Below are 23,433 nucleotides of genomic sequence, written 5' to 3'. Positions count from 1 at the left end.
GTAATTTAAATACATGCGAACTTAATTATACGCCAGCTAATAACGATAGGCAAATGAGCTATTGGGGTGAGAGCTTCACTATAGGACGTCCTTTAATATAAATAATGTCTCCTTTATCGAGTGAAACAGACTTGGTGAAGTTCTTTTTTAAGATTTCATTATATTTAGGACCATCTTTTTTGTTGCTTGTGACGATAAAGTTCCCGCTGTTATCTGATTTGATTTTATACTTACCAGGTTTAACATCGGTACCGACGATATAAGTACCAGGTGTGAGACTTGTGCGCATCTTATGTTTTTCTGGTGCGACGATATATTCAGTGTGATTTGCTTTTTCTTTTTCATTCAATACGAGCGTGTGACCTTCGACAAGATACGTTGTAAATGAAGAGGGGCCAGAAGTTTTTGAAAGGAATTGACTCTCTGCTTCCTTATCAAAAGAGTTTTTCATTGTGATAATTCCAGACGACGATTTGCCGGTAGGAGTAATACGGTAATATCCAGGCTCAATGTCTTGGCCTACTTTTAATGCTTCAGCTTTTGATTTGATCGTTTTGCCTGAAGCGGTTGTAGGTTTAAAATCGACCGGGAAATAGTCATGTTCATATTCGTATCCTTTAGATTTTATCTCATCACGAGAATAGTGGTGTTCTGTATCTTGATTTTGACTTGTGTCTTGTTTTGGTTGAGGTGCAGGTTTTGGTTTATCTCTTTTGTCTAAGAAGGACAGTTTATCTTTGAAAGAAAACTTTGTATTGATGTTTTTGTAGAGTGATTGATCCGTGAAAATACCCACAAAACAAATGAGACCTAACAATAAAGAACTCAATGTAATAGTCAATTTGAATTTGTATCGAGCTTGTTTACCTAAAGCGTTTAATGTAAAGAATAAAAAGATAATAAAGACAAGTGTGAATAGCAGCCATAAAGTTAAAAAGGTAGTCGCGGTGAAGGTCATATTTTTATCCTCCCATACCCAAATAGGTGATTGATGTCTGTTTATATTCTTTAGTATATCTAACAAAATATAGTTTCACAATTAAATGTTAGATGGGTTAATTGCTTAAATCTTGTAAGAGACGTATAGTGCTATTGCAAGATATTATAAATTCAACTACCATGAGGACTAATGGGGGTGAAACAATGAAGTATGAAACGATACTGTTAGATTTTGATGATACGATTGTGGACTTTCATGATGCAGAAGACCAAGCATTCTTTCATTTAGCCAAAGAATATCAACTTGATCCGACATATCAAAATTTAGCGTTATTTAAAGAAGTGAATCAAGCGCATTGGGAAGCGTTTCAAGAGAATAAGTTAACAAAAGAAGAAGTGCTGACTGAGCGTTTTATTAATTATTTTGATCGTTTTGGGATGCAGGTAAATGGACATGAAGCGGATGTGATGTTCCGCGATGGTCTTGCGACAGCACCGGTAAAGTATTTTCCTGATACTTTAGATGCCATTCAATATATGGCAGATCATGCGAAGCTTTATATCGTGACGAATGGTGTTGAAGATACGCAATTACGCAGACTGACCCAAACACCGCTTGAATCGATGATTAATGATATTTTTATTTCAGAAGTGACAGGTTTCCAAAAACCGATGCCGGAATTCTTTGATTATGTATTTGACCGTATAGATGCGGATCGTGAGCGTACATTGATTATCGGTGATTCGCTAACATCTGATATCCAAGGTGGTATTAATGCAGGTGTTGCGACATGCTGGTTTAACTATAGAGGTAAAGAAAATACAACGCAGATTCAGCCAGACTATGAAATTAAAAACTTAAATGAAATCAAATCGATTTTATAATAGAAATACGGCCTTGCATCACCACATGCAAGACCGTATTTTTATGTTTTAATAGTGATTTTTATTAAATGCCAATGTTGTTTGTGTATCTTAGTGGCCTGGTTCCCAAATCAATACATCATAACCTTCTGGGTTCTTTGCTTCGACATCTTTGAAACCATGTCTGATAAAGAAATCTTTAGATTGGTTTCTTGCGATAGCTTTAATTGGTAAGTGTTTTTCTTTCGCAAAGTTTACTAATTCTGTGCCCAGTCCTCTTGATTGATAATTAGGTAATACTTCAAGTTTCCATAATACTAAGTAATGATCGTAGTCAGGGAAGTATTGTTCTTCAACTTCGCCATTTTCATATAATGCCATTCTCGCTGCAATTTTCTCCCCGACAAAAATGCCGTAAAATGGTGATTCTGAACTTGCGTCAATCATTTCACCCGCAAATTCATCAATAAAGGCGAGGTTAGGATTACTTGTTTCTCTAAAGTTCTCAAACAATTCATCCGTCTTATAGTTAATATCTAAGTGTTTTATGTTGCCCATTTTATTTCTCCCCCTTTTGTTTTCTTAAGTATATTATATATTAAATAGCGCTTACACGCATTGAATACGATAAGCCGTTAAATTGTGTTATATAGAAATAGACATTATACTATGATTGAGAAAACACAGTAGTTAAGGAGAAAAGTGTATGGATTGTTTAACCGCAAATATCAATGAGAATGATCAGTTTCTGACAAAATTAAAATCAAGCGATTCAGTGCTTAATTCATTTTACCAATATGATGCGATGTCTCCTGAAAGCTTTAAAGAAGCTTTAAACAAGCCAAGCAACGGCAGGGAGAAAGCATTAGCTTCTATTATTGGTGAATATATGTCAGATTTAGATTTATCTGATCAACAAAGAGAGAGTATTGATAAATTAAGTCGAGGAGCTAAAGTAGTCATCGGTGGACAACAAGCAGGGTTGTTCGGGGGACCGCTGTATACTTTTCATAAAATATTATCGATTGTTAATTTAAGTCTTCAAGTAGAAGATGAATATCAAAAAGAAGTGGTGCCGGTCTTTTGGATAGCCGGAGAGGACCACGACTTCGATGAAGTGAATCACACGTATGTCTTTAATCCAAAAAAAGCGATGTTGCAGAAGGTAAAGTATCATACTATGACACCGCCTGAAAGTAACGTTTCACGCTATACGCCTGATAAGGAAGCACTAATTGAAGCATTAGATCAATTTATGGGGCAGCTTCAAGAAACAGAACATACAAAAGTACTGCATGAGACGATGTTGTCTCTAATTCAAAAATATGAAACGTGGACGGATATTTTCAAAGCGTTATTACACACAGTCTTCAAAGATTACGGTGTACTATTCATTGATGCGCAAGATCCGAAATTGCGTCAGCTTGAACAACCGATATTAAAAGAAATGTTGAAACAACATGAAGCGGTAGATAATGCCTTTAGACAACAACAAGCACGTACAGTAGAAGCAGGGTTCAGTCAGATGATTCAAACTGACACGAATGTGCATCTATTCTTACATGAAGAAGACATGCGTCAATTATTGACTTTTGAAGATGGTAAGTTCTATACAAGTAAGTCTCAAACTGGGTATACAGAAGCGGAATTGCTTGAAATCTTAGAACAAGAACCTGAACGTTTTTCAAACAACGTGGTGACACGACCGATTATGGAAGAGTGGTTGTTCAATACGCTCAGCTTTATCGGCGGTCCAAGTGAAATTAAATACTGGGCAGAATTAAAAGGTGCATTTGATGTTTTAGATGTAGACATGCCGATTGTCTTGCCACGTATGAAAATAACTTATTTAACACCACGCGTTGAAAAACTATTGAATCGCTATGAAATTAATACTGAAGATGTGATTACCAATGGTATTGATGATGAGAAAGATAAGTTTATCAGAGCGCATGCATCTGATAATTTCCTAGAACAATTAGACGCGCTTCAAGAGAATCAGCAAGAAGTCTATAAGCAGTTATTAGCTGAAGTAAAAGATAATGAAGATAATAAGAATTTAGTGATTAAAAATAATCAAATTCATCATACGCAGTATGATTATCTTAGAAAACGTTATTTCCATAATATCGAGAGGGAAAATGCGATCAGCATGAAACATTTTAGAGAAATTAACGATGCCCTCCACCCAATGGGCGGTCTTCAAGAAAGAATCTGGAATGCGCTACAAATTATGAATGATTTTGGGATGGATGTGTTCAGTCCCTCCACCTATCCACCACTTCGTTACACTTTAAATCAAATTATTATCAAACCTTAGGGAATCAAGGGTTTAGCCCGTGCTCGCAGTCTTGAGCACGGGCTATTTTTATGCTAAAAATGAATTTTTTTTGATATGTTCACATAAATAGTGGAGGATAGTGGTGAGTTGTGGTAAATTATAAATAAGGTGAGGTGATATAAATGTTCATGGGTGAGTACGAACACCAATTAGACGCAAAAGGACGCATGATTGTACCATCTAAATTCAGATACGAATTGAATGAACGTTTTATTATTACCAGAGGCCTTGATAAATGTTTGTTCGGTTACACTATGGAAGAATGGCAGAATATTGAGGAGAAAATGAAGTCATTACCGATGACAAAACGAGACGCACGTAAGTTTATGCGTATGTTCTTCTCAGGTGCTGTTGAAGTGGAACTTGATAAACAAGGGCGTATTAATATCCCTAAAAATTTAAGGGAGTACGCTAATTTAACTAAAGAATGTACAGTGATCGGTGTTTCTAGCCGCATCGAAATTTGGGACAGATCTACATGGAACGCTTTCTATGAAGAATCTGAAGACAGTTTCGAAGATATCGCTGAAGATTTGATAGACTTTGATTTTTAAATGGAGGAATGAAAGTGTTTCATCACGTAAGTGTCATGTTAAAAGAAACCATTGACGAATTAAATATAAAAGAAGATGGTGTGTATGTAGACTGTACACTTGGTGGAGCAGGCCATGCCCTTTATTTATTAAATCAACTCAATGACAAGGGACATTTGATTGCGATAGACCAAGATATGACAGCAATTGAAAATGCGAAAGAGGTCTTAAAGGACCACTTAGATCGTGTCACTTTTGTGCACAGTAATTTCAGAGAAATCAATCAAATCCTTGATGATTTGAACATTGACAAAGTAGACGGCATTTATTATGACTTAGGCGTTTCAAGCCCACAGTTAGATGTGCCGGAGCGAGGATTCAGTTATCACCAAGATGCTAGATTAGATATGCGTATGGACCAGACACAACCTTTATCAGCTTATGAAGTTGTGAATGACTGGCCTTATGAAAGTTTAGTCAGAATCTTCTATCGTTATGGTGAAGAGAAATTCTCTAAACAGATTGCCAGAAGAATTGAAAAAACAAGAGAACATGAACCCATTGAAACAACTTTACAGCTGGTTGACGTTATTAAAGAAGGTATTCCTGCTAAAGCAAGACGTAAAGGCGGGCATCCTGCGAAGCGTGTCTTCCAAGCTATCAGAATTGCTGTAAATGATGAATTGAAAGCTTTCGAGGACTCATTAGAGCAAGCAATTGAAAGAGTCAAAGTACACGGACGCATTTCAGTGATTACTTTCCATTCGTTGGAAGACCGTTTATGCAAACAAATCTTCCAAGAATATGAAAAAGGCCCTGAAGTTCCCCGTGGTTTACCTATTATTCCAGAGGAATATACACCGAAACTAAAACGTGTTAACCGCAAACCGATTACAGCAACCGATGATGATTTAGCAGAAAATAACCGCGCTCGCAGTGCGAAATTGCGTGTAGCAGAGATTTTAAAATGATAGGAGAGTGACAAACTGCTATGGCTGTAGAAAGAATCTATGAACCTTATACCGAACAATATGAACCCGCCAGACAAAACCCAGAAGTCAATCCATCGCCGACTAAGAAAGTTAAGCGCAAGGTTGTCGTACAACTCACTAAATTTGAGAAGGTATTATACATATCTTTAGTCGCAGTGATTGCAATGATCAGTATTTATATACTTTCATTAAAAATGGATGCTTATGATACTAAGGGTAAAATTGCTGATTTAGATTATAAAATCGAACAACAATCAAGTCAGAACAGCGCATTAAAATCAGAAATCAAAAAGAACTCTTCTTATGAACGCATTTACGATAAAGCTCAAAAACAAGGCATGAGCTTAAAGAACGATAATGTAAAGGTAGTGCGTAATAATGCCGAAGCGAAAAATTAAAATTAAAAAAAATAAAATAGGGGCAGTCCTCCTCGTCAGCTTGTTCGGACTGCTCTTTTTTCTATTGGTTTTAAGGTATGCCTTTGTCATGTTGACAGGGCATTCTTCAGGACAAAACTTAGTGATGAAAGCCAATGAAAAATATTTAGTTCAAACACAACAACAACCAGAACGAGGAAAGATTTACGACCGTAATGGCAAAGTCCTCGCAGAAGACGTTGAACGCTTTAAACTGACAGCAGTTGTCAGTAAGAAAGCTGATGAAGGTTCAGACAAGCCACGTCATGTGGTTGATAAGAAAGAAACGGCTAAGAAGCTCGCAACTGTCATCGATATGGAACCTAAAGAAATTGAAAAAATGTTAGATAACAAAAAAGCGTTCCAAGTTGAGTTCGGCCGTAAGGGCAGCAATTTAACGTATCAACAAAAAGACAAAATCGAAAAAATGAAATTGCCCGGTGTTGCGTTATATCCTGAAACAGAACGGTTCTATCCTAATGGAAACTTTGCTTCTCACTTAATTGGAATGGCACAAAAGAATCCAGATAATGGAGAATTAAAAGGTGCCATGGGTGTTGAAAAAATCTTCGACAGCTATTTATCCGGTAAGCGTGGGATGTTATCTTATGTACATGATATTTGGGGCTATATCGCACCAAATTCTAAACAAGAAGTAGCACCGCAACGTGGAGATGATGTGCATTTAACGATTGACTCCAACATCCAAGTCTTTGTAGAGGAAGCCTTGAATAAGTTAGATGATCGTTTCGCACCAAAAGATGCCTTTGCGGTAGTTATGGATGCACATACAGGTGAAATCTTAGCCTTCAGTCAACGTCCGACATTCAACCCTGAAACAGGAAAAGACTTCGGTAAGAAGTGGGCGAATGACCTATATCAAAATACGTATGAACCGGGTTCTACCTTCAAGACGTATGGTTTAGCCGCAGCGATTCAAGAAGGTAAGTTCAAACCAGATAAGGAATATAAATCAGGTCATCGAGATATCATGGGTTCTGAAATCTCTGACTGGAACAATACAGGTTGGGGTAAAATTCCAATGAGTCTTGGTTTCACTTATTCATCCAACACCTTGATGATGCAGCTTCAAGATATGGTTGGATCTGACAAGATGAAATCATGGTATGAGAAATTCGGCTTCGGTAAACCAACAGGCGGTATGTTCGATGGTGAAGCAGCGGGCGGTATTGCCTGGGATAATGAATTACAACAAAAAACAACAGCATTCGGACAATCTACAACAGTCACTCCTATCCAAATGCTGCAAGCACAAACTGCATTCTTTAATAAAGGGAATATGGTTAAACCTTGGTTCGTAAGTAGTATAGACAATCCGGTTAAAAACGATACACTATATAAAGGTGAGAAAGAATTTGCAGGCAAACCAATTACGGAAGATACCGCGAACAAAGTGAAAAAAGAATTGGACTTAGTTGTTAACAGCAAGAAAAGTCATGCGCAAAACTTCAGAGTCAAAGGGTATCGTATTGGTGGTAAAACAGGTACTGCCCAAGTAGCTGACTCTGAAAACGGCGGTTACGTTAAAGGTCCTTATCCATACTTCTCAAGCTTTATCGGACATGCGCCAAGCAAAAATCCTGAAATTATTGTTTATGCTGGGATGAGCTTAGCTCAGAAAAATAAACAAGAAGCTTATGAAATGAATGTCAGCTCGGCATTTAATCCAATTATGGAAAATACATTGAAGTATTTAAATGTCGGTAAAGATAATGAAAAAGCAACTAAAGATTCATTCGGCAAAGTGCCAAATGTTTCAGGCGAGACTGTGGATCAAGCTGAAGAAGCTGTGAAAAACAAAGACTTGAAACCAGTAGTCATCGGTGAAGGCGATACGGTTGCACAGCAATTACCGCAAGCTGATGAAAAGACATTACTGCACAGTAAAGTCTTTATGAAAACAGATGGTGACATGACAATGCCTGATATGAAAGATTGGAGTAAAGATGATGTCTTAGCTTTCGAATCATTAACAGGAATTCGTGTTAAAATGAAAGGTAATGGCTTTGTTTCTGAACAATCTATCAGCCCGAATACATCGTTGAAAGATAAAAAAGAAGTAGAAGTGAAATTGTCCGCACCACAAGCAGATTAGCATCAAGAGGTGATGGATACGTTTGATATCCATCCCTCATCTTACATATAAAATTAAATTAAGATACACAAGGAGAACAATATGGTTTATGTTTTAGCAATTGTCGCATTTTTAGTTACAGCAGTATTAGTGCCCATACTGATTCCAACATTAAAAAGGATGAAGTTTGGACAGAGTATCCGTGAAGAAGGCCCGAAAAGCCACATGAAGAAAACAGGTACACCGACGATGGGTGGATTAACGTTCTTAATCAGTATTATCGTCGCAACATTAATTGCGATTATCTTCTCAGATAATCCGAATCCGTTTATTCTATTGTTATTTGTGACAGTCGGTTTTGGTTTGATCGGCTTTATCGATGACTACATCATTGTCGTGAAGAAGAATAACCAAGGATTAACAAGTAAGCAAAAATTCTTAGCACAAATTGCGATTGCGGTTATCTTCTTTATCTTGAGTGATACATTTAACATGATTCATTTTGCGACAGGCATTCACATTCCGTTTACAACAGTACAAATTCCGCTTTCTGTCGTTTATGTTGTCTTCATTGTCTTCTGGCAAGTCGGCTTCTCTAACGCGGTCAACTTAACAGATGGTTTAGATGGTTTAGCGACAGGTTTATCTATCATTGCATTTTCTATGTATGCGATTATGAGCTTTATGCTTGGTAATCATGCAGTAGGTACATTCTGTATTATTATGGTCTTCGCATTGCTTGGTTTCTTATTCTATAACGTCAACCCAGCAAAAGTATTCATGGGAGACACAGGCAGCTTAGCTTTAGGTGGTATCATCGCAACTGTATCAATTATGTTAAACGCGGAAATTTCATTATTGTTCATCGGATTTGTATTTGTTGCTGAAACATTATCAGTTATTTTACAAGTCGCTTCATTCAAATTGACAGGCAAACGTATATTCAAGATGAGTCCGTTACATCATCACTTTGAATTATGCGGCTGGAATGAATGGAAAGTTGTGACAGTATTTTGGATTACAGGACTCATCACAGGCTTGATAGGTTTATGGATTGGAGTGCATTAATCAATGCTTAAATATAAAGGATTAGAAGGAAAACATGTATTAGTAGTTGGATTAGCGAAAAGCGGATATGAAGCGGCTAAATTACTACACCATCTTGGTGCAGAAGTTACTGTCAATGATGGCGGGGACCTTTCCAAAGATCCGCATGCGAAAGATTTAAAAGAAATGGGTTTAACTGTCATCGGGGGACATCATCCATTATCTTTATTGGATGACAATCCAATCATTGTTAAAAATCCAGGTATTCCCTATACTGTGCCATTGATTGAAGAAGCAGAAAAGCGTGGTTTGAAAATTTTAACGGAAGTCGAATTGAGTTATTTGATTTCAGAAGCACCGATTATTGCGGTAACTGGGACAAATGGTAAAACAACAACGACTTCGTTAATTGGCGACATGTTCGACAATAGCAGACAAAAAGGTCTGCTTTCAGGCAATATCGGTTTTGTAGCATCTAAAGTTGCACAAGAAGCAAAATCTGAAGATTACTTAATTACTGAGTTGTCATCTTTCCAATTGCTTGGTATCGATACGTATCGTCCACATATTGCGATTATTACGAATATCTATTCAGCGCACTTAGATTATCACGGTACTTTAGAAAACTATCGTGATGCGAAACGACGTATTTATAAAAATCAAACTGAAGATGACTTCTTGATTTGTAATTACAGTCAACGTCATTTGATTGAAACAGAAGGCTTAAAAGCCAAAACATATTATTTCTCTACAAATCAAGAAGTTAACGGCATTTATATGAAAGACGGATATATCGTCTTGAATGGTTTACGTATTATTCATAAAGATGATATTGTGCTTCCTGGTGAACATAACTTAGAAAACATTTTAGCTGCTGTACTTGCAGCAGTGTTAGCAGGTGTTTCTATTGATGCAGTCATTCATACACTAACAACATTCTCAGGTATCAAACACCGTCTGCAATATATTGGTTCGAATAAAACGAACAAATATTATAATGACTCGAAAGCAACGAATACTTTAGCAACGCAATTTGCGTTGAATTCATTCGAACAACCGATCATTTGGTTGTGCGGCGGGTTAGATCGCGGAAATGGATTTGATGAATTGATTCCATACATGAAGAATGTGCGTGCGATGTTGACCTTTGGTGAAACACAAGATAAGTTGACGAAGCTTGGTGAAAGCCAAGGCAAGTATGTGGTACGTGCAACAGATGTTAAAGACGCAGTGGAGAAAGTTCAAGATATTATTGAACCGAATGATGTGGTCTTATTATCACCAGCATGTGCAAGTTGGGATCAATACAATACTTTTGAAGAACGAGGAGATGTTTTCATCGACAGTTTTCGTTCACATCTCCCTTCGAAGTAGGAGGGTGATGATGGATGGCAGACAAAGTACGAAAAATTGATTCAGAGTACTTAAAAGAAAAACGCCGAAAACGCAGAGCAAAACAGCGGCGCGTTCAACTTATAATATTTGGAACACTCATAGCGTTAATTATTCTGATAGTATTGTATATGTTCACGCCAATTAGTAATATTGACCATGTAGAGGTTAAAGGCAACCATTATCTTTCTGATAAAGAAGCGAAACAAGCTTTGGATTTAAAGAGAGATACTAAAATCTACATGTTCGGCAAAGGGAAAGCCATCAACAAAATGAAAGAAAATCCTTTCGTTAAAGACGTACAGATCAAGAGAAAATTGCCGAATAATTTAGAGGTGAATGTTTCTGAGTATCAATTGGTCGGATTGTTAGAAGATAAGGGCAAATATCATCCAGTGCTTTCAAATGATCATATTTTAAAAGATTATAAAGGACAAGTACCGAATGATGCGCCAGTGATATCAGGTTTTAATGAATCACGACGCGATAAAATGATTCAAGCTTTATCGGAAATACCGGCAGAAATCAGACAATCGATTTCTGAAGTAGAATATGCGGATGATAAAGACAACCGCAATAAAATCAGATTGTATATGAAAGATGGCATTCAAGTCATCGGCAATATACGCACGATTGCGGATAAATTAAAATATTATCCTGAAATGGTCAGCGCACTAGAACGTGATGACTCTGGTGAACTGAAAAAATCAGGTTATATTGATTTATATGTCGGTGCTTCATTTATTCCATACAAATCTTCTTCATCAACATCATCAGACAGTAGTGTGAAATTGAAAGAAGGTACAGCAATGGAAGATAAAGCGAAAGATGAATTGCAGAATACTTTGAACAAAATTAATGACCAAATGAAAGACGATAAGACAACAAAAGATAATTCTCAGAAAGAAAGTAGTACAAATAATTAAAAAAGTCTTGAATATCATGTGTTTATAGTTCACAACCATAGAAACGTATTGTAAACTAACTATAGTGTATTTTTTAAAGAAATTGTCAGGAGGTGCCTATCTATGGAGGAACATTACTATGTAAGTGTAGATATTGGTTCATCTAGTGTAAAAACAATAGTAGGCGAAAAATTTCATAATGGAATTAATGTGATAGGTACAGGACAAACCTATACAAGCGGAATTAAGAATGGCTTGATCGATGATTTCGATTTAGCTAAACAAGCTGTTAAAGATACAATTAAGAAAGCTTCAATCGCGTCAGGCGTTGATATTAAAGAAGTATTCTTGAAATTGCCGATTGTCGCTACTGAAGTTTATGATGAAACCAATGAAATCGAATTTTATGAAGATACTGAAATAAACGGAAGACACATTGAAACTGTGTTAGAAGGCATCAGAGATAAAAACGACGTTGAAGAAACTGAAGTGGTGGATACATTCCCAATTCGTTTCATCGTAGATGGCGACAACGAAGTTTCTGATCCGAAAGAATTGATTGCAAGACATTCGTTAAAAGTTGAATCAGGTGTTATTGCGATTCAAAAATCAATTCTTGTCAACTTGATTAAATGTGTAGAAGCTTGCGGTGTGGATGTATTAGATGTTTATTCTGATGCATACAACTATGGCTCAATCTTGACGCCGACTGAGAAAGAGTTAGGCGCATGTGTGATTGACATTGGCCAAGATTTAACGCAAGTAGCATTCTTCGAACGCGGCGAGTTAGTTGACGCTGATTCATTCGAAATGGGCGGACGTGATATCACTGATGATGTTGCGCAAGGCCTTAACACATCTTATGCGACAGCAGAAAAAGTGAAACATCAATATGGTCATGCATTCTATAACTCAGCATCAGATCAAGATGTTTTCTCAGTTGAACAAATCGATAGTGATGAAGATGCACAATTCACGCAAAAAGATTTAGCAGATATTATCGAAGCACGTGTAGAAGAAATCTTCTTTAATGTCTTTGATTTACTGCAAGAATTAGGATTGACGAAAGTCAACGGCGGATTTGTGGTAACAGGCGGTTCAGCAAACTTGTTAGGTGTTCGTGAATTATTGCAAGATATGGTTAATGAGAAGGTAAGAATACATACACCTTCACAAATGGGAATCAGAAAACCTGAATTCTCATCTGCAATTTCAACGATTTCTAGCAGTATCACTTTTGATGAATTATTAGATTATGTTACAATTAGTAATCATGATAATGAAGAATTTGAAGAGGAAGTAATCGAGTCAGAACCTAAGCCGCATACTGAAAAAGCAAGCGGTTTCGACTGGTTCAAGAAAAAACAAGCTAAACCGACTCATGAAACACCTGCTTCAGGTGAATCAATTGAAACAGATGAAGTTTCTGAAACACCAGAAACACACAATACTAAGCAAGAAACTGATTATAACTCAGACCAATCTCATGAGAAACAAGAAGAAAGTAAATTTAAAAAATTATTGAAATCTCTATTTGATTGATTGCCCATTAAAACTAGGAGGAAATTTAAATGTTAGAATTTGAACAAGGATTTAATCATTTAGCGACGTTAAAAGTCATTGGTGTCGGCGGCGGAGGTAACAACGCTGTTAACCGAATGATTGACCACGGAATGAACAATGTTGAATTTATTTCAATCAACACTGACGGTCAAGCATTAAATTTATCTAAAGCTGAGTCCAGAATCCAAATCGGTGAAAAATTAACACGTGGTTTAGGTGCTGGCGCGAACCCAGAAATTGGTAAAAAAGCTGCAGAAGAATCTCGCGAGCAAATCGAAGACGCTATCCAAGGCGCTGATATGGTATTCGTAACTGCTGGTATGGGTGGCGGTACTGGTACAGGTGCTGCACCAGTTGTTGCTAAGATCGCGAAAGAAATGGGTGCATTAACAGTTGGTGTTGTAACTCGCCCATTCAGTTTCGAAGGACGTAAACGTCAAACTCAAGCTGCTGCAGGGGTAGAATCAATGAAAGCAGCTGTTGATACATTAATCGTAATTCCAAACGACCGCTTATTAGACATCGTTGACAAATCTACGCCAATGATGGAAGCGTTCAAAGAAGCGGATAACGTATTACGCCAAGGTGTACAAGGTATCTCAGACTTAATCGCAGTATCTGGTGAAGTAAACCTTGACTTTGCAGACGTTAAGACAATCATGTCTAACCAAGGTTCTGCATTAATGGGTATCGGTGTTTCTTCTGGTGAAAACCGTGCAGTTGAAGCAGCTAAAAAAGCTATTTCTTCTCCATTACTTGAAACATCAATCGTTGGTGCACAAGGTGTCCTAATGAACATTACAGGCGGAGAATCATTATCTTTATTCGAAGCGCAAGAAGCGGCTGACATTGTACAAGATGCAGCAGATGAAGATGTAAACATGATCTTCGGTACTGTTATCAACCCTGAATTACAAGATGAAATCGTAGTTACTGTAATTGCGACTGGTTTCGAAGACAAACCAGCTACTCATGCACGTAAACAATCTAATACAGGTTTCGGATCTAGCGCAACAAGCACAAGTGCTTCAAGCGACGAAGGTATCGGTCATGCGCCAAGATCTCATAGTTCTGAATCATCAAGCGAATCAAGAACACACACTACTAAAGAAGATGATATTCCAAGCTTCATCAGAAACAGAGAAGAAAGACGTTCAAGAAGAACTAGACGTTAATCTCTTTCTATAAAGTTTGCATTGAGCAATCAACCATAGTATCACGTAAGATTAGATGCAACAGGTCATCGAGTGGTCTAGTGAGAACAATAATCTAAAGTGTCATCAGATCGATTGATCTGATGACACTTTTTATATATTTGAATATAAGCGCAATTAGCTTTACTATTAAATTGACAACCTAGTTTAAAAGGCATCAATCTATAAATAGGAGAGATTATTATGCCAGAGAATTTTAGCAAACAACCACATTATTTAGAACATACGGGTGCGAAATCAGAAGGGATTACTTTAGGATTCACTACCAGAGAAGGTGGACAGAGTCCGTATCCAGAAAACGCGTTTAATATGGCATTATATATCGATGATGCTGCTGAAAATGTACATGCCCATCAACGTATCATTGCTGATGCCATTGGTTATGATAGAAAACAATGGATTTTCCCGATTCAAACACATGGCACAAATGTCGTTGAAGTGACATCAGATGACGCGAATACAAACATTGATACATTAACAGATGCTTTGCATGGAGTAGATGGTATGTACTCATATGATTCAGATGTATTATTAACGATGTGCTATGCCGATTGTGTACCTGTTTATTTCTATAGTCCAAAACATCATTTTATTGCATTAGCACATGCAGGTTGGAAAGGTACAGTTGGCCGTATTTCAGAAGAAATTTTAGAACATATCATTTTTGATTTGAAAGACCTGCAAGTTGTGATAGGTCCTGCGACTTCAAATAGTTATGAAATTAATGATGACATTAAAGCGCAATTTGAAGCCTTACCTGTTGATACATCAACATTTATTGACACACGTGGCGAAGATCGTCATGGCATCGATTTAAAAGAAGCGAATCGTCAATTACTCATCCAAGCAGGTGTACCGAGTGAAAATATTGACGTAACAGATTATGCGACTTCTGAGAATTTGGACTTATTCTTTTCATATAGGGTAGAAAAAAGTAAGACTGGCCGTATGTTGGCATTTATCGGACAGTAAGAAGTAAGGAGTAATTGGAATGAATGTGAAACAAAATCTAGAACAAATCAACGAACATATTACGAAAAGTCTTGAGAAAGTCCATCGTGACACCAGACCGAACGTGATTGCTGTAACAAAATATGTTACAATAGAGCGAGCTAAAGAAGCATATGATGCTGGCATCAGACATTTTGGGGAAAATCGTTTAGAAGGTTTCCAAGCTAAGCGAGAAGCATTGCCAGATGACGTGGTAATGCACTTTATCGGTACATTGCAATCACGTAAAGTCAAAGAAGTTATCGATGACATTGATTACTTACATGCATTAGACCGTAAAAGTTTAGCGAAAGAAATCAATAAACGCGCATCACATGTCGTTAAATGTTTTGTTCAAGTGAATGTTTCTGAAGAAGAAAGTAAACATGGTCTTGCTTTAGAAGAAGTAGATGCATTTATCGAATTACTTGAACAATATGAGAACATTCAAGTCGTGGGTCTGATGACAATGGCACCTTATACAGAAGATGAAGCAGAAATTAGACAGATTTTTGAAACATTAAGACATAAACGTGATGAAATTCAAGCAAAACAATTAGATTATGCGCCATGCACTGAATTATCTATGGGCATGAGTAATGATTATGAAATTGCTGCAGAAGAAGGCGCAACCTTCGTACGAATCGGTACTAAACTAGTAGGGAAAGAGGAGTGAGCCAATTGGCTTTAAAAGACCTATTTAACAATTTTTTTGTCATAGAAGAAGAAGAGGAAGTTGCTGATCGTCAGCAACCTACAAAAAATACTGCACAAGCTGAACCAGAACCTCAAACACAAGCTACTACAACAGCGCAGCAAACGCAATCAACAAACAATAATAATTATTATAATGAAAGACAGCGTGCAATTAAGACTGTCCCTAAACGTCAAACACAAAGCAATCGATTGCAGACGTCTTCCAATGAAAGGAAGTATCAAATGGCTAATCACACAAACAATGACCCTTCAAGAAATGTAGTCAATATGAACGCTGGGAACTTGCACGAAAGTTCAAAAATGTGTTTATTCGAGCCACGTGTCTTCTCAGATACGCAAGATATTGCGGATGAGTTGAAGAATAGACGTGCGACACTCGTCAATTTACAACGTATTGACAATGTTTCTGCGAAACGTATTATTGATTTCTTAAGCGGAACAGTATACGCAATCGGCGGAGACATCCAACGTGTCGGTAATGATATTTTCTTATGTACACCAGATAACGTAGAAGTAGCTGGCAGTATTACAGAAGATATTGATACGTCTGAATTTGATTATGAATGAGGTAACCAGCTATGAGTTTAGTTAATGTTTTAGCGCTCTTATTTAATGCGATAGAGATATTGTTGACAGTGTATTACTGGGGTATGATTTTATACTTCTTTATGTCATGGATACCGAATGCGCAAGGTTCTGCATTTGGACGTTTCCTACGTAAGATTTACGAACCGTTTTTAGCACCGTTTCGTAAAATTATCCCGCCAATCGGTATGATTGATATTTCAAGTTTAGCCGCTATCTTTGTGTTGATATTCTTCCAAAGAGGCTTACATGCGATCTTCGTGCTGATTCTGCAACAATTAGTTTAATAAATCATGAAAGGTATGCCGAATTTCATTGGAATTAGGCTGCCTTTTTCTTTTGTCAGGGGTGAATTCACATAGATATATATCAACACTTTAGAAGAGAAGAACAACCTATCATCACAATGTTGATGGATAAAGTACAACAAGCAGAACGCAATTATGCGCCGGTGTTAACACACTTTCTAGATCCAAGAGCACAATATATTTTAGAAGTCATCGTCAATAGTTTCGATGATTTACAGGTTTCATTTAATGGCGGCAGTCCATCTAGTGAACGTAAGCGTGCAGTGATTGCGCCAGATTACTTTGAACCGACTGAAGAAGATTTTGAGCTGGTGCTGTTTGATTTAGAGTATCCTGAAAAGTTTGCGTCAATTGATCATCGTAACGTGCTTGGAACGTTGATGTCACTCAGTATTGAACGCGATCAGCTCGGCGATATTATTGTAGGCGATAAAATTCAGTTTATTTTGACAAAGAATATTAAATCGTATATAATGTTGGAATTAAAGCGAATCAAGGGTGTGCCGGTCAAACTGCATGAAGTACCACTAGAAGATATGATACAATCAAAAGAGGATTGGACGCTCCATCAAGCAACGGTCAGCGCAATGCGCTTAGATGTTGTGTTGAAGGAAATGATTCGTAAATCACGTTCAATTGCGAAACAATATATTGAAAAGAAACGTATCAAAGTGAATCATACAATTATTGAACGTCCAGATTTCCAACTAGAACCTGGAGATTTGCTGTCGATACAAGGACATGGCCGTGCGAGAGTGACTGAAATCGGTCATAAAACAAAGAAAGACAAACTGCGCATAGTATATGAAACTTTATTCAAATAGTGTATGATTAAGGAGGACAATATAAGATGTCTTTTACACCGAATGAAATTAAAAACAAAGAATTTTCTAGAATTAAGAATGGCCTTGAACCCACTGAAGTCGCTGATTATTTAAGCCAACTCAGTCAAGAAATTGAACATTTAAAAGAACAGAAAAAACAACTTGAAACAGTTGTAGAAGAAAAAGAAAATAACTTAAAAGCGTACAAAGAAGTACAACAATCAGTAAGTGACGCTTTAGTTCAAGCACAATCAGCAAGCCAAGAAACAAAAATGGCTGCGACAAAAGAAGCAGAAGCGATTATTGCGAAAGCAAAAGCAGAAGCAGATCGTATTGTGAATGACGGTGTGGAAAAAGCAAGACGTTTATCTTTCCAAACAGAAGATATGAAACGTCAATCTAAGATTTTCCGTTCTCGTTTCCGCATGTTAGTGGAAGCTCAGTTAGATTTATTGAAGAATGATGATTGGGATTACTTATTAAACTATGACTTAGATGCACAACAAGTCACAGAAGAAAACTTCCAACATTTACATCAAAATGATGTGACTGAACAAGAGAAACAACAAGCGCAAGCACAACAAGCTGAAGCTCAAGAAGGCACACCAGCACAAAACGAAACAGATAAAGAACAAAAATAATAATTGAATTTTGTAAAACAGACGCGTAAGAATTAAGTGAACATATCAACATAACAGCGAGTTAGGGATGGTGCGAGCCTAATATATGTTTAATTCTTATATCACTGTTTTATCCAATCATATAGGTAAGAATGAAGAGAACTCTAAGTTGAGTTAATCAGGGTGGTACCGCGGTTAATCGTCCCTGTTAATTGAACTTAGAGTTCTTTTTTATATTTTAAGGAGTGAAAATTAATGAACTACAAAGAAACGCTATTGATGCCGAAAACAGACTTCCCAATGCGAGGGGGATTACCAAAGAAAGAACCAGAAATCCAAAAACAATGGGATGAACAAGATTTATACCATAAAATCTTAGAAAAAAATAAGGGAAATGAAACTTATATTTTACATGATGGCCCACCGTATGCGAACGGTAACTTACACATGGGACATGCCTTAAATAAAATTTTAAAAGACTTTATCGTACGTTATAAATCAATGCAAGGTTACTATTCACCTTATGTTCCTGGTTGGGATACGCATGGTTTACCAATTGAACAAGCATTAACGAAAAAAGGTGTTAAGCGTAAAGAAATGCCTGTATCTGAATTCCGTGAATTATGTAAGGAATTCGCTTTAGAACAAATCGATATTCAAAAGAAAGACTTCAAACGTTTAGGTGTGAATGGTGACTTCAACGATCCATACATCACATTAAAACCTGAATATGAAGCAGCACAAATCCGTTTATTCGGTGAAATGGCTGACCGTGGTTTAATCTATAAAGGTAAAAAACCAGTTTACTGGTCACCATCAAGTGAATCATCATTAGCTGAAGCGGAAATCGAATATCATGATAAACGTTCACCATCTATCTATGTGGCATTTGACGTTAAAGACGGCAAAGGTGTTGTAGATGAAGATGCGAAATTCATTATCTGGACAACTACACCTTGGACATTACCTTCAAACGTTGCGATTACAGTTCACCCAGAATTGAAATATGGTCAATATAAAGTGAATGGTGAAAAATATGTTGTAGGTACTGACTTAGTAGAAGAAGTTGCTGAAGCATTAGATTGGGATAAAGACGCAATCGAACTTGAAAAAACATTCACAGGTAAAGAATTAGAATATGTTGAAACACAACATCCATTTGTTGATCGTGTATCATTAGTTATCAACGGCTTACACGTTACAACTGACGCTGGTACTGGTGCGGTTCATACAGCACCTGGACACGGGGAAGATGACTATATTGTCGGACAAAAATATGGTTTACCTGTTATCAGCCCATTAGATGATAAAGGGGTCTTCACTGAAGAAGGCGGCCAATTCGAAGGTATGTTCTACGACAAAGCAAATAAAGCTGTCACAGACTTACTTAAAGAAAATGGTTCTTTATTAAAATTACAATTCATCACACATAGTTACCCACATGACTGGCGTACGAAAAAACCGGTTATCTTCCGTGCGACACCACAATGGTTCGCTTCAATCAGTAAAGTACGTCAAGATATCTTAGACGCAATTGAAGAAACACACTTCAAAGTCGACTGGGGTAAAACACGTATCTACAACATGATCCGTGACCGTGGCGAATGGGTTATCTCACGTCAACGTGTTTGGGGTGTACCACTTCCAGTCTTCTACGCTGAAAATGGCGACATCATCATGGATAAAGAAGTCATCTATCATGTAGCGAACTTATTTGAAAAATATGGTTCAAATGTATGGTTCGACCGTGAAGCGAAAGACTTATTACCTGAAGGCTTCACACATCCAGGCAGTCCAAATGGTGAATTCACAAAAGAAGAAGACATCATGGACGTATGGTTCGACTCAGGTTCATCACACCGTGGTGTATTAGAAACACGTCCGGAATTGTCATTCCCAGCTGACCTTTACTTAGAAGGTAGTGACCAATATCGTGGTTGGTTCAACTCTTCTATCACAACTTCAGTTGCGACACGTGGCCAATCACCATATAAATTCTTACTTTCACATGGTTTCGTAATGGACGGAGAAGGTAAGAAAATGAGTAAATCATTAGGTAACGTTATCGTTCCTGATCAAATCGTAAAACAAAAAGGTGCAGATATCGCACGTCTATGGGTGAGCAGTGTAGACTACTTATCTGACGTACGTATTTCTGATGAAATCTTAAAACAAACTGCGGATGTTTACCGTAAAATCCGTAACACATTACGTTTCATGTTAGGTAATGTTAATGACTTTAATCCAAGTACAGATGCGTTGGATGAAGCGGACTTATTAGAAGTCGATCGTTATTTATTAAATCGTTTACGTGAATTCACAGCAAATATCATCAAACACTACGATAACTTCGACTACTTAAACATCTATCAAGAAGTTCAAAACTTCATCAACGTTGAATTAAGTAACTTCTACTTAGATTACGGTAAAGATATCTTGTATATCGAAAAACAAGATTCACCAAAACGTCGTAGTATGCAGACAGTACTTTACCAAATCTTAGTCGACATGACTAAATTATTAGCACCAATCTTAGCGCATACAGCTGAAGAAGTTTGGTCATATATCCCTCACGTAGAAGAAGAAAGTGTACATTTAGCAAATATGCCTAAAGTGGTTGAACCAGACACAGCATTACTTGAAAAATGGAACACATTCATGAAATTGCGTGACGATGTGAACCGTGCTTTAGAAAGTGCACGTAACGACAAAGTTATCGGTAAATCATTAGAAGCGAAAGTGATCATCGGAAGCAATGAACACTTCGATGCGACTAGCTTCTTAAAAGACTTTGAAAACTTACAACAATTATTCATCGTGTCACAAGTGGAAGTAGAAGATAAAGTTGAAGATGGTACTGAATACTATCACGGCGACATCAAAGTTGTTCACGCTGACGGTGAAAAATGTGAAAGATGCTGGAACTACAGCACTGAACTTGGTTCAGCAAACGGCTTAGATCACTTATGCCCACGTTGCCAAGCAGTTGTAGAAACTTTATAAGTCACACATTGTTAAAATAAAGATTAAAGTAAAAATGAAGCACTCTGACTAACCCTCAGAGTGCTTTTTTCAATGTATAGACTGTGAGCCAATCCTGAGTAATTGAGTCGAAAACTCGGTATAATGAGTAATACGCTTATGGAACGTCAATGAAAATAGACAGAAAGGAGCGACGGCATTGCGTCAATTAGGAGAAAAACATTACGTCAATGGTGTGACGTTAAATGTGAGAGATAAAGAAAACTTAAAACACTTTTATGAAGAGATATTAGGATTTAATGTGATTAATGAAACGTATACTTCTATTCAATATGAAGTAGGAGATTCAAAACATCGCATTACCTTACATCAAATAGATGATGGCAGAGAGCCATTAGTATCAGAAGCAGGATTATTTCATATCGGTATTCGCTTAGGTTCGCACGCGCATTTAGCGGATTTAATGGCACACTTAACGGAACATGAAATCCCGTTAAATGGTGCGGAACATAATGTCAGTACGTCATTATATTTTACAGACCCTGAAGGTAATGGCTTTGAATTTTATGCGGACCAACCGGAAGAAACCTGGGATTTTGATAAAGAGAATCGTGTGATTATGGATACAAGACATTTATATGCCTCTAAACTAATGAACTTACGTTCACGTGATGGATGGCAAGGTATTCCAGATGACAGTATGATTGGTAATTTACATTTGAAGACGGTACGTATTTCTGAAGTGAAAGATTATTACTTAGCACACTTTGGATTAGAAGAATCTTCTTTTGTGAATAAATCATCACTCTTTATGTCATCAAACGGTTATCATCATACTTTAGCTGTCAATCATTGGATGTCTAGTATGCAGCGGATGGAAAATGATGATACGTATGGTTTAACATTAGTAGATTTCCATTATCCAGAGACGACACATACTTGGCTAAAAGGACCGGACGGTATCGCATTTCGATTTAATTATCTAGGAGTTTGATAATCATTGAAAAAACTAATTTCAGCAGGTGTTATGTTGGTCGTCCTTGGTGGAGCAACATATGTGGCAGTCGACCATCAAGATGAGATTGAACATTATATAGAACAGATGAAACCTGATCCTATGGCAATTAATCCGTACGATGATGGAGAATGTACGGATTATGTGTTTGAGAAAGTCAAAGATGACGGTAATATGATTGGTAAAAGTTGGGGAGATGCGAAGTACTGGGCAGACAAAGCTGAAGAAGCGGGTTACACAGTGAATCAACAACCTAAAGCTTCATCACTCTTACAATCATCAAGAGGTGAAGAAGGTCATGTCGCATACATTGAACATGTGAATGACGATGGTTCATTATATGTGACTGAAATGAATTACGTTGCGCCTCATAAAGTGACTTCACGTACGATTCAACCACAACAAGTTCAAAATTATCATTATATTCATCCAAAAGAGAATCCAAAGACACAAGATACTAAAGAAGCTTAATTGATAATTTTAGTATCTGTTCTACTGGCAATTTGTTATAATATACAATGTTGTTATGAAGAAGTGAAAGGTCAGTATGCATCATTGTGGTGACACAATAGATTATCTGGCTGCTTCAAGGAGGAAGACATGAGAAAATCATATTTCATCGGTGCCACGTTATTTGTGACCTTAGCGGTACTGATTTTAGATCAATTTACTAAAGCATATATTGTTAAAACAATGTCAGTAGGTGACTCATATTCAGTCATTCCAGGATTTTTAAACATTACCTCTCACCGTAATACAGGCGCTGCTTGGGGAATACTCAGCGGCAAAATGGGCTTTTTCTTTTTAGTTACGATTATTGTATTAGGGTTACTTACTTATTTCTACGTTAAAGAAGCAAGAGGTCATTTCTGGATGCAGATGGCAATCAGTTTATTATTTGCTGGTGCATTAGGTAATTTCATCGATCGTATGAAAAATGGTGAAGTGGTCGATTTTATTGATACGTATATTTTCGGTTATGATTTCCCAATTTTTAATGTTGCGGATTCTAGTTTGACTGTCGGTGTCATTTTAATTTTGATTTTGTTGTTGTTTGATTCGAAGAAAAATAAAGTGAAGTAAAGGAGTGT

Annotated in this window: 23 protein-coding genes; 21 read left to right on the top strand and 2 right to left on the bottom strand. The window is 37.1% G+C overall.

Annotated elements, in window-relative coordinates; translation table 11 throughout:
- Positions 1–58: 58 nt before the first annotated feature.
- Complete coding sequence (locus MUA87_RS08415; protein ID WP_262550527.1) at positions 59–958, bottom strand: hypothetical protein; 900 nt, start codon at positions 956–958, stop codon at positions 59–61.
- A gap of 185 nt (positions 959–1,143) precedes the next feature.
- On the opposite strand from MUA87_RS08415, the gene MUA87_RS08410 reads away from it, so the two are divergent.
- Positions 1,144–1,824 (top strand): YjjG family noncanonical pyrimidine nucleotidase, encoded by a 681-nt coding sequence (locus MUA87_RS08410; RefSeq protein ID WP_002480585.1) that lies wholly within the window; start codon positions 1,144–1,146, stop codon positions 1,822–1,824.
- A gap of 90 nt (positions 1,825–1,914) precedes the next feature.
- Here the strand turns inward: MUA87_RS08410 and MUA87_RS08405 are convergent, their stop codons facing one another.
- Positions 1,915–2,361: an N-acetyltransferase gene (locus MUA87_RS08405; protein WP_002480586.1), complete on the bottom strand. Its 447-nt coding sequence runs from the start codon at positions 2,359–2,361 to the stop codon at positions 1,915–1,917.
- A 148-nt stretch (positions 2,362–2,509) separates the two neighbouring features.
- On the opposite strand from MUA87_RS08405, the gene bshC reads away from it, so the two are divergent.
- The 20 genes from bshC to lspA all read left to right on the top strand — a co-directional run bounded on the left by bshC (position 2,510) and on the right by lspA (position 23,425).
- The gene (bshC, locus tag MUA87_RS08400) at positions 2,510–4,123 is read left to right on the top strand and encodes a bacillithiol biosynthesis cysteine-adding enzyme BshC (RefSeq protein ID WP_103363673.1); all 1,614 of its coding nucleotides are present in this window, start codon (positions 2,510–2,512) and stop codon (positions 4,121–4,123) included.
- A 143-nt stretch (positions 4,124–4,266) separates the two neighbouring features.
- Entirely contained in the window at positions 4,267–4,698 is a 432-nt protein-coding gene (gene mraZ / locus MUA87_RS08395) for a division/cell wall cluster transcriptional repressor MraZ (RefSeq protein WP_002480588.1), read from the top strand.
- Positions 4,699–4,712: 14 nt separating this feature from the next.
- Positions 4,713–5,648 (top strand): 16S rRNA (cytosine(1402)-N(4))-methyltransferase RsmH, encoded by a 936-nt coding sequence (gene rsmH, locus MUA87_RS08390; protein WP_023015776.1) that lies wholly within the window; start codon positions 4,713–4,715, stop codon positions 5,646–5,648.
- Positions 5,649–5,668: 20 nt separating this feature from the next.
- Positions 5,669–6,067 carry a cell division protein FtsL gene (gene ftsL / locus MUA87_RS08385; protein ID WP_002480590.1) on the top strand — a complete coding sequence of 133 codons (399 nt, stop codon included), beginning with the start codon at positions 5,669–5,671 and terminating at the stop codon, positions 6,065–6,067.
- Positions 6,048–8,201 (top strand): penicillin-binding protein, encoded by a 2,154-nt coding sequence (locus MUA87_RS08380; protein WP_105966800.1) that lies wholly within the window; start codon positions 6,048–6,050, stop codon positions 8,199–8,201. Before ftsL ends, MUA87_RS08380 begins: the two co-directional genes overlap by 20 nt.
- 81 nt (positions 8,202–8,282) lie before the next feature.
- Positions 8,283–9,248, top strand: coding sequence for a phospho-N-acetylmuramoyl-pentapeptide-transferase (gene mraY, locus MUA87_RS08375; protein WP_057510997.1), 966 nt, complete (start codon positions 8,283–8,285; stop codon positions 9,246–9,248).
- 3 nt (positions 9,249–9,251) lie between these two features.
- Positions 9,252–10,601: a UDP-N-acetylmuramoyl-L-alanine--D-glutamate ligase gene (gene murD, locus MUA87_RS08370; protein WP_057510998.1), complete on the top strand. Its 1,350-nt coding sequence runs from the start codon at positions 9,252–9,254 to the stop codon at positions 10,599–10,601.
- A 14-nt stretch (positions 10,602–10,615) separates the two neighbouring features.
- Positions 10,616–11,545, top strand: coding sequence for a cell division protein FtsQ/DivIB (locus tag MUA87_RS08365; RefSeq protein WP_023015772.1), 930 nt, complete (start codon positions 10,616–10,618; stop codon positions 11,543–11,545).
- Positions 11,546–11,647: 102 nt separating this feature from the next.
- Entirely contained in the window at positions 11,648–13,066 is a 1,419-nt protein-coding gene (ftsA, locus tag MUA87_RS08360) for a cell division protein FtsA (RefSeq protein WP_002480595.1), read from the top strand.
- A 29-nt stretch (positions 13,067–13,095) separates the two neighbouring features.
- The gene (gene ftsZ / locus MUA87_RS08355) at positions 13,096–14,262 is read left to right on the top strand and encodes a cell division protein FtsZ (RefSeq protein ID WP_002480596.1); all 1,167 of its coding nucleotides are present in this window, start codon (positions 13,096–13,098) and stop codon (positions 14,260–14,262) included.
- A 222-nt stretch (positions 14,263–14,484) separates the two neighbouring features.
- Positions 14,485–15,273: a peptidoglycan editing factor PgeF gene (gene pgeF, locus MUA87_RS08350; protein ID WP_262550523.1), complete on the top strand. Its 789-nt coding sequence runs from the start codon at positions 14,485–14,487 to the stop codon at positions 15,271–15,273.
- 19 nt (positions 15,274–15,292) lie between these two features.
- Positions 15,293–15,967, top strand: coding sequence for a YggS family pyridoxal phosphate-dependent enzyme (locus MUA87_RS08345; RefSeq protein ID WP_002480598.1), 675 nt, complete (start codon positions 15,293–15,295; stop codon positions 15,965–15,967).
- Positions 15,968–15,972: 5 nt separating this feature from the next.
- On the top strand, positions 15,973–16,575 hold the full coding sequence (locus MUA87_RS08340; RefSeq protein WP_002480599.1) for a cell division protein SepF: 603 nt from the start codon (positions 15,973–15,975) through the stop codon (positions 16,573–16,575).
- 11 nt (positions 16,576–16,586) lie between these two features.
- The gene (locus MUA87_RS08335; RefSeq protein WP_002480600.1) at positions 16,587–16,880 is read left to right on the top strand and encodes a YggT family protein; all 294 of its coding nucleotides are present in this window, start codon (positions 16,587–16,589) and stop codon (positions 16,878–16,880) included.
- 71 nt (positions 16,881–16,951) lie between these two features.
- Positions 16,952–17,725 carry a YlmH family RNA-binding protein gene (locus MUA87_RS08330; protein ID WP_060803930.1) on the top strand — a complete coding sequence of 258 codons (774 nt, stop codon included), beginning with the start codon at positions 16,952–16,954 and terminating at the stop codon, positions 17,723–17,725.
- Between the two features lie 26 nt (positions 17,726–17,751).
- Complete coding sequence (locus tag MUA87_RS08325) at positions 17,752–18,366, top strand: DivIVA domain-containing protein (RefSeq protein WP_002480602.1); 615 nt, start codon at positions 17,752–17,754, stop codon at positions 18,364–18,366.
- A gap of 234 nt (positions 18,367–18,600) precedes the next feature.
- On the top strand, positions 18,601–21,348 hold the full coding sequence (gene ileS / locus MUA87_RS08320; protein WP_057511002.1) for an isoleucine--tRNA ligase: 2,748 nt from the start codon (positions 18,601–18,603) through the stop codon (positions 21,346–21,348).
- Between the two features lie 178 nt (positions 21,349–21,526).
- Complete coding sequence (locus MUA87_RS08315; RefSeq protein WP_002480605.1) at positions 21,527–22,321, top strand: VOC family protein; 795 nt, start codon at positions 21,527–21,529, stop codon at positions 22,319–22,321.
- 6 nt (positions 22,322–22,327) lie between these two features.
- Entirely contained in the window at positions 22,328–22,813 is a 486-nt protein-coding gene (locus tag MUA87_RS08310) for a CHAP domain-containing protein (protein ID WP_262550519.1), read from the top strand.
- 129 nt (positions 22,814–22,942) lie between these two features.
- Positions 22,943–23,425: a signal peptidase II gene (gene lspA, locus MUA87_RS08305; RefSeq protein ID WP_002480607.1), complete on the top strand. Its 483-nt coding sequence runs from the start codon at positions 22,943–22,945 to the stop codon at positions 23,423–23,425.
- The last annotated feature ends 8 nt before the right edge of the window (positions 23,426–23,433 follow it).

It is taken from the genome of Staphylococcus simulans, assembly GCF_025561465.1.
In the GTDB taxonomy this organism is placed as follows: Bacteria; Bacillota; Bacilli; order Staphylococcales; family Staphylococcaceae; genus Staphylococcus; species Staphylococcus simulans.
This window is presented reverse-complemented; position numbering and strand designations above follow the sequence as displayed.

Bases quoted from the DNA above. Each gene is read 5' to 3' on its own strand.
- mraY (WP_057510997.1), top strand. From the start codon at position 8,283: ATGGTTTATGTTTTAGCAATTGTCGCATTTTTAGTTACAGCAGTATTA.
- bshC (WP_103363673.1), top strand. From the start codon at position 2,510: ATGGATTGTTTAACCGCAAATATCAATGAGAATGATCAGTTTCTGACA.
- murD (WP_057510998.1), top strand. From the start codon at position 9,252: ATGCTTAAATATAAAGGATTAGAAGGAAAACATGTATTAGTAGTTGGA.
- MUA87_RS08405 (WP_002480586.1), bottom strand. From the start codon at position 2,361: ATGGGCAACATAAAACACTTAGATATTAACTATAAGACGGATGAATTG.
- ftsZ (WP_002480596.1), top strand. From the start codon at position 13,096: ATGTTAGAATTTGAACAAGGATTTAATCATTTAGCGACGTTAAAAGTC.
- MUA87_RS08345 (WP_002480598.1), top strand. From the start codon at position 15,293: ATGAATGTGAAACAAAATCTAGAACAAATCAACGAACATATTACGAAA.
- ftsA (WP_002480595.1), top strand. From the start codon at position 11,648: ATGGAGGAACATTACTATGTAAGTGTAGATATTGGTTCATCTAGTGTA.
- MUA87_RS08415 (WP_262550527.1), bottom strand. From the start codon at position 958: ATGACCTTCACCGCGACTACCTTTTTAACTTTATGGCTGCTATTCACA.
- MUA87_RS08365 (WP_023015772.1), top strand. From the start codon at position 10,616: ATGGCAGACAAAGTACGAAAAATTGATTCAGAGTACTTAAAAGAAAAA.
- ileS (WP_057511002.1), top strand. From the start codon at position 18,601: ATGAACTACAAAGAAACGCTATTGATGCCGAAAACAGACTTCCCAATG.
- MUA87_RS08410 (WP_002480585.1), top strand. From the start codon at position 1,144: ATGAAGTATGAAACGATACTGTTAGATTTTGATGATACGATTGTGGAC.
- MUA87_RS08380 (WP_105966800.1), top strand. From the start codon at position 6,048: ATGCCGAAGCGAAAAATTAAAATTAAAAAAAATAAAATAGGGGCAGTC.
- lspA (WP_002480607.1), top strand. From the start codon at position 22,943: ATGAGAAAATCATATTTCATCGGTGCCACGTTATTTGTGACCTTAGCG.
- ftsL (WP_002480590.1), top strand. From the start codon at position 5,669: ATGGCTGTAGAAAGAATCTATGAACCTTATACCGAACAATATGAACCC.
- pgeF (WP_262550523.1), top strand. From the start codon at position 14,485: ATGCCAGAGAATTTTAGCAAACAACCACATTATTTAGAACATACGGGT.
- mraZ (WP_002480588.1), top strand. From the start codon at position 4,267: ATGTTCATGGGTGAGTACGAACACCAATTAGACGCAAAAGGACGCATG.
- MUA87_RS08325 (WP_002480602.1), top strand. From the start codon at position 17,752: ATGTCTTTTACACCGAATGAAATTAAAAACAAAGAATTTTCTAGAATT.
- MUA87_RS08335 (WP_002480600.1), top strand. From the start codon at position 16,587: ATGAGTTTAGTTAATGTTTTAGCGCTCTTATTTAATGCGATAGAGATA.